Annotated in this window: 15 protein-coding genes; 12 read left to right on the forward strand and 3 right to left on the reverse strand. The window is 54.7% G+C overall.

The window, feature by feature from the left end; genetic code table 11:
• The first annotated feature begins 75 nt into the window (after nucleotides 1–75).
• A complete protein-coding gene (argC, locus tag CSC3H3_RS07610) occupies nucleotides 76–1122 on the forward strand; it encodes an N-acetyl-gamma-glutamyl-phosphate reductase (RefSeq protein ID WP_101267742.1) in 1047 nt (348 codons plus the stop codon).
• Nucleotides 1123–1254: 132 nt separating this feature from the next.
• Here the strand turns inward: argC and CSC3H3_RS07615 are convergent, their stop codons facing one another.
• A complete protein-coding gene (locus CSC3H3_RS07615) occupies nucleotides 1255–2682 on the reverse strand; it encodes an aminotransferase-like domain-containing protein (RefSeq protein WP_101284469.1) in 1428 nt (475 codons plus the stop codon).
• 114 nt (nucleotides 2683–2796) lie between these two features.
• Here CSC3H3_RS07615 and CSC3H3_RS07620 point away from each other — a divergent pair, with 114 nt between their 5' ends.
• The 6 genes from CSC3H3_RS07620 (at nucleotide 2797) to CSC3H3_RS07645 (ending at nucleotide 8880) form a co-directional block, all read left to right on the forward strand.
• Complete coding sequence (locus CSC3H3_RS07620) at nucleotides 2797–3672, forward strand: DMT family transporter (RefSeq protein WP_101284470.1); 876 nt, start codon at nucleotides 2797–2799, stop codon at nucleotides 3670–3672.
• 136 nt (nucleotides 3673–3808) lie between these two features.
• Nucleotides 3809–4369 carry a gamma carbonic anhydrase family protein gene (locus CSC3H3_RS07625; RefSeq protein ID WP_101284471.1) on the forward strand — a complete coding sequence of 187 codons (561 nt, stop codon included), beginning with the start codon at nucleotides 3809–3811 and terminating at the stop codon, nucleotides 4367–4369.
• A 198-nt stretch (nucleotides 4370–4567) separates the two neighbouring features.
• A complete protein-coding gene (locus tag CSC3H3_RS07630; RefSeq protein WP_101284472.1) occupies nucleotides 4568–5470 on the forward strand; it encodes a DMT family transporter in 903 nt (300 codons plus the stop codon).
• Between the two features lie 134 nt (nucleotides 5471–5604).
• Nucleotides 5605–6936 carry a cytochrome-c peroxidase gene (locus tag CSC3H3_RS07635; protein ID WP_245881326.1) on the forward strand — a complete coding sequence of 444 codons (1332 nt, stop codon included), beginning with the start codon at nucleotides 5605–5607 and terminating at the stop codon, nucleotides 6934–6936.
• A 273-nt stretch (nucleotides 6937–7209) separates the two neighbouring features.
• The gene (locus CSC3H3_RS07640; RefSeq protein ID WP_101267731.1) at nucleotides 7210–7512 is read left to right on the forward strand and encodes an ArsR/SmtB family transcription factor; all 303 of its coding nucleotides are present in this window, start codon (nucleotides 7210–7212) and stop codon (nucleotides 7510–7512) included.
• Between the two features lie 396 nt (nucleotides 7513–7908).
• Nucleotides 7909–8880: a zinc-dependent alcohol dehydrogenase family protein gene (locus CSC3H3_RS07645; RefSeq protein ID WP_101284473.1), complete on the forward strand. Its 972-nt coding sequence runs from the start codon at nucleotides 7909–7911 to the stop codon at nucleotides 8878–8880.
• Between the two features lie 80 nt (nucleotides 8881–8960).
• On the opposite strand, the gene CSC3H3_RS07650 is transcribed toward CSC3H3_RS07645, so the two are convergent.
• Nucleotides 8961–9842, reverse strand: coding sequence for an NAD(P)-dependent oxidoreductase (locus tag CSC3H3_RS07650; RefSeq protein ID WP_101284474.1), 882 nt, complete (start codon nucleotides 9840–9842; stop codon nucleotides 8961–8963).
• Between the two features lie 161 nt (nucleotides 9843–10003).
• Nucleotides 10004–11803, reverse strand: coding sequence for a PHA/PHB synthase family protein (locus CSC3H3_RS07655; protein ID WP_101286147.1), 1800 nt, complete (start codon nucleotides 11801–11803; stop codon nucleotides 10004–10006).
• A gap of 192 nt (nucleotides 11804–11995) precedes the next feature.
• On the opposite strand from CSC3H3_RS07655, the gene CSC3H3_RS07660 reads away from it, so the two are divergent.
• The 5 genes from CSC3H3_RS07660 (at nucleotide 11996) to CSC3H3_RS07680 (ending at nucleotide 18116) form a co-directional block, all read left to right on the forward strand.
• Entirely contained in the window at nucleotides 11996–13543 is a 1548-nt protein-coding gene (locus tag CSC3H3_RS07660; RefSeq protein ID WP_157831858.1) for an OmpA family protein, read from the forward strand.
• A gap of 137 nt (nucleotides 13544–13680) precedes the next feature.
• Nucleotides 13681–14922: an LL-diaminopimelate aminotransferase gene (locus CSC3H3_RS07665; protein ID WP_101267723.1), complete on the forward strand. Its 1242-nt coding sequence runs from the start codon at nucleotides 13681–13683 to the stop codon at nucleotides 14920–14922.
• Between the two features lie 125 nt (nucleotides 14923–15047).
• Entirely contained in the window at nucleotides 15048–16352 is a 1305-nt protein-coding gene (locus tag CSC3H3_RS07670; RefSeq protein ID WP_101267721.1) for a homoserine dehydrogenase, read from the forward strand.
• 141 nt (nucleotides 16353–16493) lie between these two features.
• Nucleotides 16494–17453, forward strand: a complete 960-nt coding sequence (gene glpX / locus CSC3H3_RS07675) for a class II fructose-bisphosphatase (protein WP_101267719.1) — start codon at nucleotides 16494–16496, stop codon at nucleotides 17451–17453.
• A gap of 207 nt (nucleotides 17454–17660) precedes the next feature.
• Entirely contained in the window at nucleotides 17661–18116 is a 456-nt protein-coding gene (locus CSC3H3_RS07680; protein WP_157831859.1) for a glucose dehydrogenase, read from the forward strand.
• The last annotated feature ends 178 nt before the right edge of the window (nucleotides 18117–18294 follow it).

The raw sequence follows: 18294 nt of genomic DNA on the forward strand, positions 1-18294 counted from the left end.
TGCATCGCACGGGCATGTTTGACAACATCCGGCGGTATTCAAACGTCATTTTGCAATTAAGGAGCAAGATTTGAAATGAGCGACGTCAAGGTCAAAGTCGGAATTCTCGGTGCCAGCGGATACACCGGCGCGGAACTGGTTCGCATTCTTGCGCACCATGCCGCTGCCGAAATTGTCCTGTTGACCGCAGACCGACGCGCCGGGCGTCCCTTTGGCGAGGTGTTTCCCCACCTGGCCCATTTGAATCTGCCCACCATGATCCGGATCGACGAAGCCGACTGGAGCAACGTTGACGTCATTTTCTGTGCGCTGCCGCATGGCACCACGCAGGAAGTCATTGCCGGTCTGCCGGGCCATATCAAGGTTGTTGATTTGTCGGCTGATTTCCGGTTGTTTGACCCGGCCACCTACAAGGAATGGTACGGTGCCGAACATGCCGCACAGGATTTGCAGAAAGAAGTGGTCTATGGCCTGACGGAACTGCACCGCGAAAAAATCGCCAAGGCGCGTGTGGTGGCCAATCCCGGCTGTTATCCGACCCCGGTGCAGCTAAGCCTGACGCCGCTTCTTGAACAGAAACTGATCCTGTCCGAAGACATTATCGTTGATGCCAAATCCGGTGCCACCGGCGCTGGCCGTTCCCCCAAGGAAGGCCTGCTTTATGCCGAGGTCACCGAAGGTATTCATGCCTATGGCACTGGTGCCCATCGCCATGCCCCTGAAATTGAACAGGGCCTGTCCTGGGCAGCGGGCGATGATGTTATCGTCAATTTCTCGCCGCATCTGATGCCCATGAGCCGTGGCATCCTTGAAAGCATTTATGTGAAACTGGCAGATGGCGTCACGGCTGAACAGATTCACGAAGCACTGGCCAAACGTTTCGCCGATGAGCCGTTTGTGCGTGTTCTGCCCTTTGGGGCAACACCGCAAACACGCCATGTACGTGGTTCCAACTATGTGCTGTTTGGTGTGGTCAAGGACCGGGTGCCGGGCCGTGTCATCATCATCGGTGTTGAAGACAACCTTGTAAAAGGTGCATCGGGCCAGGCAGTTCAGAACATGAATGTCATGATGGGCCTGCCCGAAACCATGGGTCTGGAAATCGAACCGTTATTCCCCTGATCGGGCTTAATCGGGATACGGAATTTCCCACGATAAAAATCAAAGCGCGCCGGGCATATGTCTGGCGCGCTTTTTTGTGTTTGGCCTGTAAACAACGACAATCAGGGTTCAGTGCTCTGATGCGGGTTTGCGTCAACTGCCTTTCGCCGCCGCATCAATTTCCATTTTCAAAAACGCCATTAATCGTGGGTCAAGCGATTGTGCCACGTTAAAGCGCATAAGGTCGCCCGCTGTTTTTGACAGGCTGAAAACATTGCCCGGTGCCAGGATGATATTGTGTTTCAACCCGGCATGGGCCAGTGCTGCGGCATCCATGTTATGGGGCAGGCGGGTCCATAAAAATATGCCAGCACCGGGCGGTGCCAGCGGTTTGATGCCCAGTACGCCCAATTGGGTGGCGCAGTCCGTCATGGCACGCGCGAGGCGTTGCCGCACATGCTCCATGTGTTTGCGATAGGACCCATCGCGTAAAACCGACAATATGATCGCCGATGACAGATTGCCGCCACCAAAGCTGGTCGCAATTTTAAGATCCAGCAGCTTGTCGATCCAGTCCGCCCGTGTGGCGACATATCCGCAGCGCACAGATGCTGAAAGTGTTTTGGAAAAACTGCCGATATGAACAACATTTTCCAGCCCGTCAAACGCGGCTAGCCGCGGGGCAGGGGTGGTTTCAAAATCGGCAAAAATATCGTCTTCGATAATTGTAATACCGTGCTTTTCACAAACCTTCAGCACCCTGTGCGCCTTTACCGGCGAAAGGCTGGCGCCTGTCGGGTTGTGCAGGCCGGAATTGGTGACATAAAGGCGCGGGCGGTTTTCCTCTGCCGCCCGGGCGAAGGCATCCATGTCGGGGCCATCGGCCAAATACGGAATGGCAATAATATTGGCGCGGTGGGCATGCAACAGGGCATGAAAATTGAAATAACACGGATCATCGACAAAAACCGTATCGCCTGGTTCAATCAGCAAACGGCATAACAGATCAATCGCCTGTGTACCTGATTCCGTTAGCATGATCTGACCGGTTGGTGGGGTAATGCCGTGTTCGCCCATGCGCCGCGCCAGATACTCGCGCAAGGCCAGCGATCCAAGCGGGGTTGCGTAATCCGTCATGGTTTTGTCCGGGCCACGGGCAATCTGGCGCAGGGCGCGGCGAAGGGCCTCGTTTGGCAGCCAGTCGGGTGGAAGCCAGCCACAACCAGGTTTTAAAACCGTATCATCGGTGCTCAGCGATTGTCGCGAGACCCAAAATGGGTCAATCGCGCGATCAAGGCTGGGGGCGATTTGCGCAATTGATAAAGGGGGCGTTTGCCCGGCAACGAAAAAGCCCGATCCCCGACGCGACAGGATCGTCCCTTCCGCCACCAACCGGTCATAGGCATCTACCACCGTTGATTTTGACACACCCATTTTTTCCGCGCTTTGCCGAATGGAAGGAATGCGCGCCCCGGCAACAAGGCTGCGGTTGGCAATGCGGTCGCGGATGTGGCCCATCACCTGCATTACCAGCGTGTCGGTATTGGCGGAAATGGGCTGCTGTGCGGGTGGATGTGGCATCTGTACTTCCAATAATACCAATACAGTTTGTCTAAATTGTATTGGTATTATGTCTGGCGTAATTCCTTGGGGCAAGCGATTGCTGCTTTTGTGATTACGCTAAAGGAGTTCGCTATGAATCGCACAACACAGGGCTGGATTTTCGGGTTTTTGGGCATGCTGGTTTTCAGTGGGTCGTTGCCAGCAACCCGTTTGGCGATGGCGGGGTTTGACCCGGTCTTCCTGACGGTTGCCCGTGCGGTTCTTGCGGCCAGTGTTGCTTTGGTCCTGTTAATTGTTACCCGCCAATCCCTGCCAGACCGGCGTGATTTTCAATCCCTGCTGATTGTGTCACTGGGTACGGTGTTTGGTTTCCCGCTGCTAACGGCATTGGCATTGCAATATGTTACCTCGGCGCATTCGCTGGTTTTTATCGGGTTGTTACCCCTTTCAACCGCCATTTTCGGCGTGCTGCGCGGTGGCGAACGGTTGCACCCGATTTTTTGGCTGTTTAGCGGTTTGGGCAGTGCGCTTATTTGTGGTTATGCCTTGCGCAACGGGCTGCATGGCGCGTTAAAGGGCGATTTGCTGATGCTTGCCGCCATTGTGGTTTGCGGCCTTGGCTATGCCGAAGGTGCGACCCTTTCACGACGGATGGGTGGTTGGCAGGTGATCTGCTGGGCGCTGGTGGTGGCACTGCCTCTTATGCTGGCCTTGTTGTTTGTAACCCTGCCGGCGGACTGGTCCCATATCGGTGTGGCGTCCTGGTGGTCGCTGGGTTATGTCGCAATTTTCAGCAGTCTTGTCGGCTTTTTGTTGTGGTATCGGGGGTTGGCGCTGGGGGGTATCGGTGCAGTCGGGCAGTTGCAATTGCTGCAACCATTTTTCGGTATGGTGCTGGCGGCGGTCATTTTGTCGGAAACGGTTGATCCGACCATGGTCATGGTAACGATGGCGGTTATTGTCTGTGTGTTCGGTGCCAAACGGTTTTCCCGCCCTGTGGCCCGATAGGGCATTTCATGCGGGCGGCATTGGTTGGGCGCAGTCCGAATGCTGCGCGCCGCACCATGCTGAATGTTTCCTTGGCGCGGCGAAGCGGTTAAGCTTGGCAAAATCCTTTTCCCAACCCATAGGGACTTTACTGACCATGCCAACCATCCTGAAATACCGCGATGCCGTGCCCCAAATTGATGAAACGGCCTTTATCGCCCCCAATGCCACCGTTATTGGCGATGTTGAAATTGGCCCGGAAACCGGCATCTGGTTCGGCTGTGTTATTCGGGGGGATGTGCACGAAATTCGCATCGGGTCGCGCACCAATATTCAGGACCTGACGATGGTGCATGTCGCCAAGGGCAAATTTGGCACCTATATCGGCGACGATGTTACCATCGGGCATTCTGCTGTTATTCATGCCTGCACGCTTGAAGACCGCAGCTTTGTTGGCATGGGTGCTACCGTTATGGATGGCTGCGTGATCGAACAGGGTGCGATGCTGGGGGCGGGGGCGCTTCTGGCGCCGGGCAAACGTATTCCCGCTGGTGAATTATGGGCTGGTATCCCGGCGCGTAAGGTGCGTGATCTTGCGCAGGAAGAAATCGAGTTTTTCAAGGTTTCAGCCGATCGTTACGCCGATCTTGCTACTGAATACAGAACCGATATCGCATCTGGCCGGGCGATTGTTTCATTGCCAGATGAAAATGCCTGATCCATAAGAAAACGATACCAATTCAACAAAGCGATATCTTTCCAGTCCGGAAGGATATCGTTTTGCTTTTGGCGGTTTATCCGTGGTTGTGTTACGGGGCGGCTTGCGAAAGCAGAACGACTGCGCTATCACGTTTTATATATTATACAATTTTAAAAAATCGCGGTTTTTGATCGCATTAGGGACCGGAACGAAACCATGTCTCGCTGGCAGGCCAATGGCGTTATCCTTTTTGTTGCTCTGATCTGGGGTACAACCTTTGTTGTGCAGCAAACCGGCATGGATAGTATCGGTCCGTTTTATTTTACCGGTATCCGCTTTTTGCTGGGCACGCTGGCGGTGTTGCCGTTTGCATTGCGCGAGGTTTCCCGCCTTCACCTTGCCGGTTACCGTTTTTCCCGCCGCGACAAAATTGGTTTGCTGGCCACCGGCGTTGCCATGTTTCTGGCATCCATCCTGCAGCAAATCGGCATCATTGGCACCACGGTTACCAATGCTGCGTTCCTGACGGCGTTTTATGTGCCAACTGTGCCCATTCTGGCGCTGCTGGTATTTCGGATTGTGCCGCATTGGGCGGTTTGGCCAGGTGGGGTTTTGTGCGTTTTGGGCACCTATATGCTAAGCGGCGGAGACCTGGCCGGTCTTGGCACAGGTGATTTCTGGGTGCTGGGCAGTGCTTTTTTCTGGGCAACCCAGGTGGTGCTGGTGGGCATTATGGCGCAGCGTACCCGCGCGCCGCTAACCGTTGCTGCCGTGCAGTTTTTCGTCACCGGCATTCTTGGCATGGTGGTGGGCATGATGACCGAGGATTTCAGCCTGCAATCCGTTTATGGCGCCGGATTTGAAATTCTGTATGCCGGGATCATGTCTGCTGGGCTGGCCTTTACCCTGCAATGCGTGGCGCAAAACCACACCCCCGCCGCCGATGCCGCCATTATCATGAGCGCCGAAGCCGTATTTGCCGCCATCGCCGGGGCCGTGTTCCTTGATGAACGCCTGAAACCCGTCGAATATGCCGGGTGTGGTATGATTCTGGTTGCCATTATTGGTGTGCAGCTTATGCCCCTGATGCGGCGTCGCCGCCGCACAATGACGGTTTGATTACGGATGTCGGCAGCATCGCGCGGTGCTTTTTCCGTGATCGGGCTTGACCTTTGTCAAGGAATGGCACAGATAGGGGCAGTAGAAAGCAATTCAGAATGATTTGCGGTCATACAGTCCCTGGAAGTCCCACCATGCATCACGATAAATCTGTTATCCAGCCGTCCCGCCCGGTTGCTGTGCGCTTTTTGCGTTTTACGGCGGCTGCCATCACCCTGGGTACGGGGGCGGCTGTGCTTGCCTATGTGGCCTTGATGCATCCTGCATTTGCCGCAGATAACAGCGCAAAGCTGCAGGATAATGGTGCTGCCAACAGCCAGGTGCATGTTGAAGGTGGTTCCGTCCCCTTTAAAACCCTGTCTGAATTGGGCGAGGCGCTTTATTTCGACACTAACCTGTCGAAAAACCGCACTATGGCCTGTGCAACCTGCCATGACCCGTCAACTGCATTTCGCGACCCCCGCGATACCGTCGCCAATGGATCATTTTCGATGGGCGATGATGGGGCATCATTTGGTGATCGTAATGCGCCAATGGCGGCCTATGCCCGTCTGTCGCCCGATTTTCACATCACCAAGGATGGCATTCCTGTCGGTGGGCAGTTCTGGGATGGTCGGGCAAAGGACCTTGCCGCACAGGCTGGCGGCCCGCCGTTAAACCCGGTTGAAATGGGCATGGGCGGTGCGCATGATGTTGTTTCCCGCCTGAAAGAAGACCCCGATTATGTCGCGGCTTTCAAGGTGCTGTTTGAAGAAAACATCTGGGATGATGATGACGCTGCCTTTGGCGCGATGACCCAGGCCATTGCCGCCTTTGAAAAGACCGACCAGTTCACACCCTTTGATTCCAAATATGATCGCTGGTTGCGCGGGGAATATAAAATGACACCGAATGAAGAACTGGGCCGCGTTCTGTTCTTTTCCCAGCAATTCACCAATTGCAACCAGTGCCATCAGTTGAAATCGGCCGGGGCCGAGGGCGAAACCTTCACCAATTACCAGTATCACAATATTGGTGTGCCGCAGAACCGCGCCCAGCGCGAGGCTGATGGCCGTGACCCCGATTTTGTCGATAATGGCCTGCTTGATAACCCCGCCATTACCGACCCCTCCTTTAAGGGGAAATACAAGGTCCCGTCGCTGCGCAATGTCGCGGTGACTGCACCCTATATGCATAACGGCGTGTTTCATGATCTGAAAACCGTGGTGCGGTTTTATAACAAATATAACAGCCGTTCCCAGGCCGCCCAGATCAACAATGAAACCAAAAAGCCATGGGGTGCGCCCGAGGTTGCCGATACCATTTCGCTTAAGGAACTGGAAAAGGGCGATGCACTTGATACACGCCGCGAAAATGCACTGGTCGCATTTTTGAAAACCCTGACCGACAAACGCTATGAACCGCTTTTGAAGGCGCAGGAAGAAGCCGCGAAAAAGGCGAAAGCCGAGAAAACCGCACAAAACTAAGTTCGCTTTGCCGAATTAAACACCCGCCGGATCAAAATTCGGCGGGTGTTTTGGTATCGATCTTCTGCGGCTTTTTTCATCATGTATATACCAAGCCCATTAAACGTGCAGGTCTGCGCGCAGCCGCGTTAATGCCAGCCAAAGGATCTGCCTATACTTGGGCGTGGTTGATGGTGATGGTTTGTTAAACCTGCGCACTGCGTTGTCGAACATGCCTGCTTTTTCGTAATTCGTGTGCTTGACAAATCTAGATATTGCGATATGTAGATCGTTATGGACATTCATCTCGTGATCAAGGCGCTTGCCAACCCGACCAGGGTCGCCATTTTAAACGGCCTGAAAAATCCTGCAGCGCATTTCCCGCCGCAGGACGAAGGGGATATCGAGATCGAAGGTGTCTGTGTCAGCAGCATTCAGGAAGGTATCGGCCTTTCGCAATCGACGACGTCCAGCTATCTGGAGCTTTTGCAGCGTGCCGGGCTGGTCAAGGCGACACGTCGCGGGCGCTGGACCTATTATAAGCGGGACGAGGATGGTATCCGCCAGTTTGCCGAGGCCGTGAAAAACGACCTGTAGGCGATGATCTATTAGGTTTTTATTTTGATTAATTGTATCGATATATCTCGATATGTCGAAAAGTGGAGGATAAAACATGCAGTGAAATCGGGTAAAGGAAATCTGATGCAAAGCACTGTAATCCGCAAATTCTGGCGGGGATGCAGGCATCGATCTGCCCATATGCCATCGCCAGGATATGGCGCGCAATCAGCCTGAATGGGCTTGTGCCAATGTGGTGTTATCCAGGCACATGCTAGCTGGCAGGCAGGTCATAATTTCAAATCTTACATCATCCGTGCCATGAGGCAGGGATAGCGTTTAACCCGGCATTTGAAATGCGCGGGCGGGTGGTCTTGTTTGAAACGGGACTGTTTTAATACATCGAAATATCTCGATAAATAGAAAGATAAAGCTATGGAACGTTCAATGAAAGCGGCTGTTTTAACCAAATTTGGCGGCTATGATGCCTTTGAAATAAGGGATGTCGCAGTACCTGCCGTTGGTGCGCGCGAGGTCCGGGTGCGTGTTCATGCGACGGCGGTTAACCCGCTTGATTATCAGGTGCGGCGTGGCGACTATGCCGACTACGTGCCGTTACCTGCCATTACCGGGCATGATATTTCTGGCGTGATCGAAGAAACCGGCAGCGATGTCAGTGAATTTTCAGTGGGGGACGAGGTTTACTACACCCCACTGATTTTCGGGCCGCAGGGTTCCTATGCCGAGCAACATGTCGCCCATGTTGATCTGGTGGCGCGCAAACCCAAAAATCTGACCCACGAAGAAGCCGCCAGCATGACGCTGGTTGGTGGCACGGTTTGGGAAGCCTTTGTGACCCGCGCGCAGTTGCGTGTGGGTGAAACGATCCTGATCCATGGTGGGGCCGGTGGTGTTGGTACGGTTGCAATCCAGGTGGCAAAGGCCATGGGGGCGCGTGTGTTCACAACGGCAACTTCCGGGCATCATGATTTCGTAAAGGGCTTGGGGGCCGATCTGGCAATTGATTATCAGACCCAGGATTATATCGAGGTCATCAATGACGTGACCGGCGGGGCAGGGGTTGATGTGGTGTTTGACACCATCGGCGGTGACACCCTGACCAACAGTCCGCTTGTTCTTGCACAACTTGGCCGCATCGTGACACTGGTCGATATCGCCCAGCCGCAAAACCTGATCGAAGCCTGGGGGCGTAATGCATCCTATCACTTCGTTTTCACCCGCCAGAACCGGGGCAAGCTTGATGCCTTAACCGGCCTTTTGGAACGTGGTCTGGTAAAGCCTGTGATCGGTGCACGTTTTCCGCTTGATCGCATTGTCGATGCCCACGCCTATCTTGAGGCCGGGTCTGCCAATAACCTGCGTGGCAAGGTCGTCATTACGGTCTGATTGGCAAAGCGGCAGCATCCGGGTGCTGCCGCTTCCAATTTCTTTGCGTGATCGGCCTTTGTGCCTTTGCAGTTATGGGCTTAGCGGGGAGCTTGCCTCAAAATCTCGATAATTGCGCTTTGCGCCAAGTCGCCCAGCCCGGCCTCGGTCGCGTGTTCAAATACGGAACAGGCCGCGCTGCCAACTGGTACTGCCTGTTGCAGGTCTTGCGCCAGTTGCATGGCATAACCGGCATCCTTGGCCCGCAGGCCGGTGGTAAAATGAATACCTTCATGGTGATTGCCACTTACCATGCCCGATACGGTCATGCGCGCCGGGCCGCTGGCAAGCGCACCTTCAACAAAGGTACGGGCAACCTGTTCGCTATCAAGGCCTGCCTTTTGGGCAACGGCAACCATCTCGGCCACGGCGGCAATATGAACCGCCCCGATCAGGTTGTTCATCAGTTTATAAACCGTACCCGACCCTGCCGGTCCAAAATGGATGATTTTGGTGGCGACCGCTTCCAGTACCGGGCGCGCACGTTCCAGCACCGCCAGTTCCGCCCCGATCAGAAATACGGTTTCACCCCGTGCAACCTGTTCGGGAACTGCGGTGACTGGCGCGTCAATATAGGGGATATTCTGCGCCTGCATGATATCGGCAAGTTCGCGAACAAAGCCGTACGACAGGGTTGAACATTCAATGGCAATGGTGCCCGGCGCAATGGCTTCAAGTGCGCCATTATCGCCCAGCCAGACCTCGCGCGATGCTGTGTCATCAGCCATAAACGAAATCACATGGTCGCAGCCCTCCACCGTTTCGGCGGGGGATGCACAGGCCGTGGCACCACGGGCCACCAGTGCGGCCAGTTTTTCGGGGCTGCGGTTCCATACCCGGATATCAAAACCCTTATCCATCAGGCAGTTGATCATGGCACTTGCCATGCGTCCCGCACCCAGAAAACCGATCACTGTGCTCATGCTGCTGTCCGTTCCATGTTGAAAGCCCTTTCTGTGCGCTTTGCCAAACAGAAAGGACTCCGATGTTGTCAGTTTCTGAATTTATGCCAAAAAAAGCGACAGGATTATGAAATCCTGCCGCTTTCTGTGTGGTGTTGGCTGTATTTTTCAGCTGGTGCTTTTTACAGGCGAACCTTTACATAGGCACCCGGTGCCGGGCCGATGACCTTGCGTTCACCATCGCCGGGCTGGCGGGCATCGACCTGGCCGCCATTGCGACGGCTGATCCAGTTTTGCCAGTCGGTCCACCATGATCCATCATGCTGGGTGGCTTTTTCCAGCCACTGGTCCGGGTCGGCCGGGTTGCGGTTATAGGTCCAGTGGCAATATTTGTTGGCCGCTGGCGGGTTTACCACACCGGCAATATGGCCCGATGCCGAAAGCACGAATTTCACCTGGCCAGACATCAGTTGCGTGCCGGCATAGGTTGCCTTCCACGGCGCGATATGGTCTTCGCGCGTTGAAAGGAAATAGACCGGAATTTTGATATCACGCAGGTCGATGCGTTCACCCAGAATGCTGATGCCACCCGGCTCGCGCAGCAGGTTTTTCTGGTACATGTTGCGCAAATAGAAACTGTGCATCGCCTTTGGCATGCGTGTGGAATCGGAATTCCAGTACAGCAGGTCAAACGGGAAGGGGTCTTTGCCCAGCATGTAGTTGTTCACAACGAACGACCAGATCAGATCATTGGCACGCAGCATGTTAAAGGACGTCGCCATGTCGCGGCCATCAAGATAGCCTTCTTTTTCCATCCGGTGTTCCAGGCTTTCGATCTGTTCTTCATCAACAAAAACAGAAAGTTCGCCGGGTTTTTCAAAATCGGTCAGGGTCGTAAAGAAGGTGGCCGATTTGATGCGCTCGTCATTCTTTTTCGCCATATAGGCCAGAACCGATGAAAGCAGCGTTCCGCCAAGGCAATAGCCAATGGCATTGACGTCATCTTCGCCGGTGGCTTCCTTGATCATGTCAAGGGCGGCCAGAACACCTTCCTTGGCGTAATCGGAAAATGATTTTTCTGCCAGTTCGCTATCGGGGTTCACCCAGGACAGCACAAACACCGTATGGCCCTGGTCAACGGCCCATTTGATGAAGGAATTTTCCGGGCGCAGATCAAGAATGTAATATTTGTTGATCCATGGCGGCACAATCATCAGCGGGCGTTTCGCGACCGTTTTGGTGCTGGGTGTATATTGCAGCAATTCCATCAGGTCGGTTTTGCCAATAACGGCACCGGGCGTGGTCGCAACATTTTCGCCAACCTTGAAGGCATCAAGGTCGGTCATCTTGATCTGCAGTTTGCCTTTGCCGCGTTCAAGGTCATCAAGCAGGTTCTGCAAACCCTTGATCAGGTTTTCCCCGCCCGATTCGACCGTGGCGCGCAAAACTTCCGGGTTGGTCATCAAAAAGTTGGTCGGTGAAATGGCATCAACGAACTGGCGGGTATAAAAATCCACCTTCTGGGCGGTCTTTTCATCAAGCCCGTCCACATCATGCACCAAACCCTGAATCCACTGCGAAGACAGCAGATAGGACTGTTTGATGTAATCGAAAACTTCGTTGTCCTGCCACGCTTCATCGCGAAAACGGCGGTCGCCCTTTTCCGGGGTAACCAGCGGTTCGGCGTCCTGGCCCAGCATGCGAAGCGTGGTATTCTGCCACAACTGCATGTAATTCTGCCAAAGCTGCATCTGTGCCTCGACCAGTTTGGTCGGGTTTTGCATCATATGCGTGCACAGTTCCATGAAGGCAGAACCGATATTTAACGGGTCCGGATCGGCGATTTCAGGGTCATCAGCCTGGCGTGCCAGAAAATCCGCAACAAGACGCTGGCTCCTTTCGGCAATTTCGGCCATCGTTGCCGAAAGCTGTTCGGGGTCGGGATGTGAATTTCCGGTTTCGCTGGCCTGTTGATCGGTCATGGCGCCTTCCTTTATGATATCGCCCGTCATAATCGGCACGTAGGTTGAAACACTGCTTGATCCCAAGCTTATCATATCCTTAGACTTTCGCAGCCTAACGTGCCACGAGGGGATGATACAAGAAATATAAGATGACGTGTTTGTCGCAGATCAGTTGCACGTGGTTTTTCAATTTTGGAGCTAAGAATATCAATGGGTGTCTCGAAACGGACTTTGCGCGCCGGGCATAAACAGCCGGGCTTGCGCGGCCTTCTTAAAACAGGGTCAGCATTGGCCGTGATCTTGATGCTGGGGGCCTGTTCGTCGGTGCCTGATGCCATCAATCCCGTCGAATGGGGCAAAAGTATTGGCGATGCTTTTTCCGGGCAGGAGGGGCCGGAAAAATCAGAACAGCCGATTCCCGGCCAGGAAAAGGATTATCCGCGCCTTGCCGATACACCCAGCCGTCCGGTTGTGACCGGCGATGCCGAACGTGAAACATTGCTGGCCGGGCTTGCCGCGGATCGCGCAAATGCCCGTTACACCACAACAACCGGCCACGTTGAACATGTTGCGGTAAACCCGCTTGCCGCCCCGGCAGGTGCGCCTGCACCGGCAAATGCCACCCCGGCCGAGGCCATGGAGCCGGCAAAAACCGCATCAGCTGCCTCAACGGCAACCACGACAGCAACAGCAGCGGCAGCCCCCAAGGCGCCCGAAAAGCTGCCCGAACCTGCCGCTGCCATGCCCGAGCCCAAACCGGCAGATTTGAAAGTCACCCCCATTGCAAAGTCTGATCCGTCTTCGACCGGGTCGCGCATTGTTGATGAATGGAACGCCAAGGCTGCCAAGAACCCGGCCCCGGCACCCAAACCCGCAGCAATCCCCGCTGCCCCAAACCTGAAGGCCGAAGAACCGGCCCCAGCACCTGTCCCGTCTGCCGAAACCAAGGCTGAACAGGCTGCCAAGGCGCAAAGCAATGCAACCTTGCAGGATGCACCGCCCATTCCCGCCGCACCGAACCTGAGCCCGAAAAAATTGCAGGCAGAACCGCCTGTGCCGGACAAAACCCAGTCTTCAAATGCGCCAGAAGCAACCGTACCCGATGAAGACCCGGTGATGACGCAGTATAAACGTCGCCTTGCCGAAGGGCAGGGGCAGTTTGACAAGGAACCGATGCCATCTGCCGGGGGCAAGGACCAGGGCGGTGATTTCGATTATTCGATGTATACCGATAACGGGTCGGTCAAGGTTGATGAAAGCCAGCTTCAGGATGGCGTGCCACCGGCACCGGTTGTGGGTGGAGATGGTTTGGCTGACGGGAGTGTGGGTGAAACGCCCGACGAATTGCTGGCATCGCGCCTGGGTGTGAGGGCGATTGCCCAGTTGCCCGAAGCCAAGGACAAACCGCAGGTCGCGCAAATCCAGTTTGCCTATGGTTCGGCCAAGCTTTCGTCGGTTGATGTTGGTGTGTTGCGCAAAGTGGCAATTGCCTGGAAAAAACGCGGCACGGCCCATGTGATGGTGATCGGCCATGCATCGGCCCGCACCGAAAACATGTCGATCCAGGAACATGAAAAAACCAACCGGATGATTTCCGAACGTCGTGCCTCGGCCGTGATCAACCAGTTGCTGGCCCTAGGTGTTAACCCTGATACCATTTATGTTTCGGCCGAAGGGGCGTCTGATCCCCGCTATTTTGAAGGGGTTCCGGCCGGTGAAGCCGGAAATCGCCGCGTCGAAATCTTTATGGATTATTGAGCGTAAAAAAGGTACATCCTTCGAATTGTACGGCGCGCCACCAGGATTTAGCCGGGTGGCGCGCAATTTTTTTCACCAAGAGGTCGCTTTTTTCGCAGAAAGTTGCGTAAAGGCGAATTTGACAAGGATACAGGATAATGTCCTCTGAATTTCACCGCGTAAAACGTCTTCCCCCTTATGTCTTCGCAGAAGTAAATGCGATGAAGGCGGCGGCGCGGCGAGCGGGCGAGGACATCATCGATTTCGGCATGGGCAACCCGGACCCGGCAACGCCCCAGCATATTGTCGACAAGCTTGTTGAAACGGTGCAAAACCCGCGCACGCACGGCTATTCCATGTCGCGCGGTGTTCCTGGCCTGCGCAAGGCACTTGCGGCCTATTATGGCCGCCGCTTTGGTGTCGATATCGACCCGGAAACCGAAACTGTTGTCACCATTGGCTCCAAGGAAGGTCTTGCCAACCTGGCGGCGGCTATTACCAGCCCCGGTGACATCATTCTGGTGCCCAATCCCAGCTATCCGATTCACGCGTTTGGCTTCATCATTGCCGGTGCGGCGTTGCGTCATATTCCGATTGATCATGATGATCAGGGGTCGTTTAACGGTGAAAGCTTTATGGAACAGCTTCACCGTGCGGTTAAGCATTCCGTGCCCAAACCCAGTGCCGTTGTGCTGAACTTCCCGGCAAACCCGACCGCGCTGACAGTTGATCTGAACTTCTATAAAGAAGTGGTCGATTTCTGCTGCGAGCATGAAATCTATATTCTTTCCGATATCGCCTATTCGGAAATTTATTTCGATGGCAACCCGCCGCCCTCGATCCTGCAGATCCCGCGCGCCAAGGAAATTGCCGTCGAGTTTTATTCGCTTTCGAAAACCTATTCGATGGCGGGCTGGCGTATCGGTTTTGCCACCGGCAACAAAAAACTGATCAATGCTTTGACGCGCATTAAATCCTATCTGGATTATGGTGCGTTTACCCCCGTCCAGGTGGCGGCAACCGCAGCCCTGAACGGCCCGCAGGATTGCGTTGATGAGTTTCGTAACCTGTACCGCGAACGTCGAGATATCTTTATCGAAGGCATGCAGGCTGCGGGCTGGAACGTGCCGTCGCCGCAGGCAACCATGTTTGCCTGGGCACCGATCCCCGAACAGTTTGCCGAACTGGGCTCGCTTGATTTTTCCAAGCTGCTGCTCAAGGAAGCCGGGGTGGCTGTGGCACCGGGTCTTGGCTTTGGTGAATATGGGGATCGCCATGTACGTATTGCGCTGGTTGAAAACAAACACCGCATCCGTCAGGCCAATCGCAATATCAAACAGTTCTTCCAGAAATGTCCCGATGCAGAATCTGCACGGGAACTGTTGAAGAAAACCGTCTGATATCCGATAAAGCAATCTGTGTTTCGCCTGGGACATGTCCCGGGCGAAATTTTATGTGCGCAAAGGCTGCTTTTTGTGGTCTTTGCCATATGTCGGAAAATCCAACTACGGCATGAGGAGTTATCGTGCAAAACGTCGTAAAGATCGGTGTGGCAGGCCTGGGTACGGTCGGTGCCGGAACCGTTAAACTGCTGAGCGAACACAGGGACAATCTGGCGGACCGTTCCGGGACCCCGATGATTGTCACAGCAGTATCGGCGCGCGATCGAACTCGGGACCGTGGATTTTCGACTGATGGCCTTGCCTGGTATGAAGATGCCCGAGACATGGCACAGGATGCCAATGTTGATGTGATTGTCGAAACCATTGGCGGTTCCGATGGCATCGCCTATGACCTGTGCAAGGCGGCCCTTGAAGCAGGCAAGCATGTTGTGACCGCCAATAAGGCGCTGATCGCGCTGCATGGTGTGGAACTGGCCCGTATTGCCGATGCCAATAACGTTACCATCGCCTACGAAGCCGCAGTTGCCGGTGGTATCCCCGTGATCAAAGCCCTGCGTGAAGGGCTTTCGGGCAATGTGGTGTCGCGTGTTACCGGCATTCTGAACGGAACGTGCAATTATATCCTGACCACCATGCGCGAGCAGGGCCGCGATTTTGCCGATGTTCTGGCCGAAGCCCAAAAGCTTGGCTATGCCGAAGCTGATCCCAGCTTTGACGTGGATGGTATTGATGCCGCACACAAACTCGCCATCCTGACCAGCCTTGCCTTTGGCGTTGAGGTTGATTTCGATGCCATCGCGGTGGAGGGCATTCGTAGTGTTTCCGCCCTTGATATCCAGATGGCCGAAGAACTGGGCTATCGCATCAAATTGCTGGGTATCGCAAAGCAGACCGCCGAAGGCATTGAACAGCGCGTTTCGCCGGTGCTGGTGGATCGTACCACCCAGATTTCCAAGGTCGAAGGTGTCTTTAATGCCGTTGCCCTGGAAGGCGATTATGTTGGCCCGGTTATTTTGCAGGGTCGTGGTGCGGGCGAACGCCCGACGGCCTCTGCCGTTGTTGCCGATCTGGTTGATATTGCCGCAGGCCGTAAAACACCGGTCTTCGGTGTTGCCGCCGATCGTTTGAAAAAGAATGTGCGTGCTCCGCTCGAAAAGCATGTTGGCGCCTATTATCTGCGCTTGATGGTCTGGGATCGCCCGGGTGTCATGGCCGAGGTAACGGCTGCACTGGCGCGCAACGGGGTGTCGATGGCCTCGATGATCCAGCAGGGGCGGGCGGAAACCGAAGGCGGTGTTGTGCCGGTTGTTTTCATCACCCATGAGACCAGCGAAGGGTCGATGCTTGAGGCGCTCGCAACGATTACGGCTTTTGAAAGCAACTCGCAGCCGCCTGTTTTGATGCGTATTGAAAATTTCGCGTCGTAACAAAACAAAAAAAAGACATATGCGCCCCGCAGGTTTACACCAGCGGGGCGTTATAACTTTGGGCCAACCAAAGAAATGCGCCTACCGGGAAGAATGAGACGGGGCCCCCAGACCCCGCACCAACAGACAAGGACGGAAGATATGGATCGAAATCTTGCGCTTGAAACAGTACGCGTCACCGAAGCAGCTGCACTGGCTTGCTCGGGATTGATGGGACGCGGCGATGAAAAGGCTGCGGACCAGGCTGCAGTCGATGCCATGCGCAATGCGCTTAACAGCCTTGATATTCGCGGCACTGTCGTGATTGGTGAAGGCGAGCGCGACGAAGCCCCGATGCTTTATATCGGCGAAGAAGTTGGCAGTGGCGAAGGCCCTGAAATCGATATCGCGCTGGATCCGCTTGAAGGCACCACCATTTGCGCAACCGGCGGCCCGAACTCGCTGGCTGTTGTTGCCATGGCGGAAAAAGGCGGCTTTTTGAACGCGCCTGATACCTATATGCAGAAAATCGCGGTTGGCGGTGGCCTGCCTGATGACGTTATCGACCTTGATGCAACGGCAGGTGAAAACCTTAAAAGCCTGGCACAGGCCAAAGGTTGTGAGGTTTCCGACCTGGTTGCCTGCATCCTGAACCGCCCGCGCCACGAAGAGCTGATTGCCAAAACCCGTGAAGCGGGCGCACGCATCATGTTGATCGATGATGGCGACGTTGCTGGTGTTATTGCCACCTCGCAGAAAACCTCTGGTATCGATATTTATATGGGTACGGGTGGTGCACCGGAAGGTGTTCTGGCGGCCGCAGCACTGCGTTGCATTGGCGGGCAGTTCCAGGGTCGTTTGTTGTTCCGCAACGATGATGAAGTGGCCCGTGCCCACAAATGGGGTATCGAGGATCTGAATCGCAAATACACCCTGACCGAACTGGCCCGCGGCAATGTTATGTTTGCTGCAACCGGTGTTACCGATGGTGCGATGTTGCGCGGCGTACGCCGTTTTGCCCATGGTGCGGAAACTGAATCAATCGTGATGCGCAGCCAGAGCGGCACCGTTCGCTATATTCGTGCCGTTCACGATTTCAGCCGCAAGGTTTGGTATAAATAATCCATTTCCGGCTTTTTTCGCCTTGGCGAAATGTCTGAACATCAATGGGGTGCTGCGGCACCCCATTTTTTTATGGCGGAAAATGGCCATTTATTTGAAGTTTGCGGCAAAAATGGTCAATTCCGCAATAATGTTTGGAACCTTTCCAGTTTTCCCGGCGTTTTGTTTCAAAACCTTTTCAATGAACCCGCCAATGGGACACTGGTTATGGACACGAGCAACGAAGATCACGCCGCCCCGGCCCGGGGTGTTGGCTATTGGGCCGTTATCGCCCTGTCGATTGTCATATTGTGTATCGGAATGCCAATTTTTGCCGGGGGTGTCTGGCTGATCATGCTGGGCGCATCCAGCTTTTACGCTCTTGCGGGTGCCGGGCTTTTCCTTGCCGGTTTCTTCATGATGCGCATGTCGATGCTGGGTTTCTGGTTCTATCTGCTGACCTTTATGGGAACAGCCGCCTGGACGGTAAATGACGTCGGTATGGATTTTCAGGCCCTGTTTCAGCGCCTGGCAGTGCCGCTGATTGCATTGCTTCTGGTTCTGTTGGCATCCCCGCGTTTGTGGCGCGGCGGCCAGTCGGTTAACCGGGAAACTGCCCGCCGCGAAGGCGGCGAGGGTGTTGTCCCCCATATGGCCTTTTCCTCGCCTGATAAAAACGTCTGAGAGATTTCAACAAACCGGGTGGCTAGCGGGCAGGGTGTAACATAAACTTTCCTTCACGCCGAAAATAACCGCAGTGCCGATTAAACCCGGCGCTGCGGTTTTTGGTTGCAGTGCCCACCAAGCTGGGTTAAATCCTTCGCCCCCTTGTCGGGGCCGGTATTTAAACAGTTTGGAAAGG

The sequence above is a fragment of the Thalassospira marina genome (genome assembly GCF_002844375.1).
In the GTDB taxonomy this organism is placed as follows: domain Bacteria; phylum Pseudomonadota; class Alphaproteobacteria; order Rhodospirillales; family Thalassospiraceae; genus Thalassospira; species Thalassospira marina.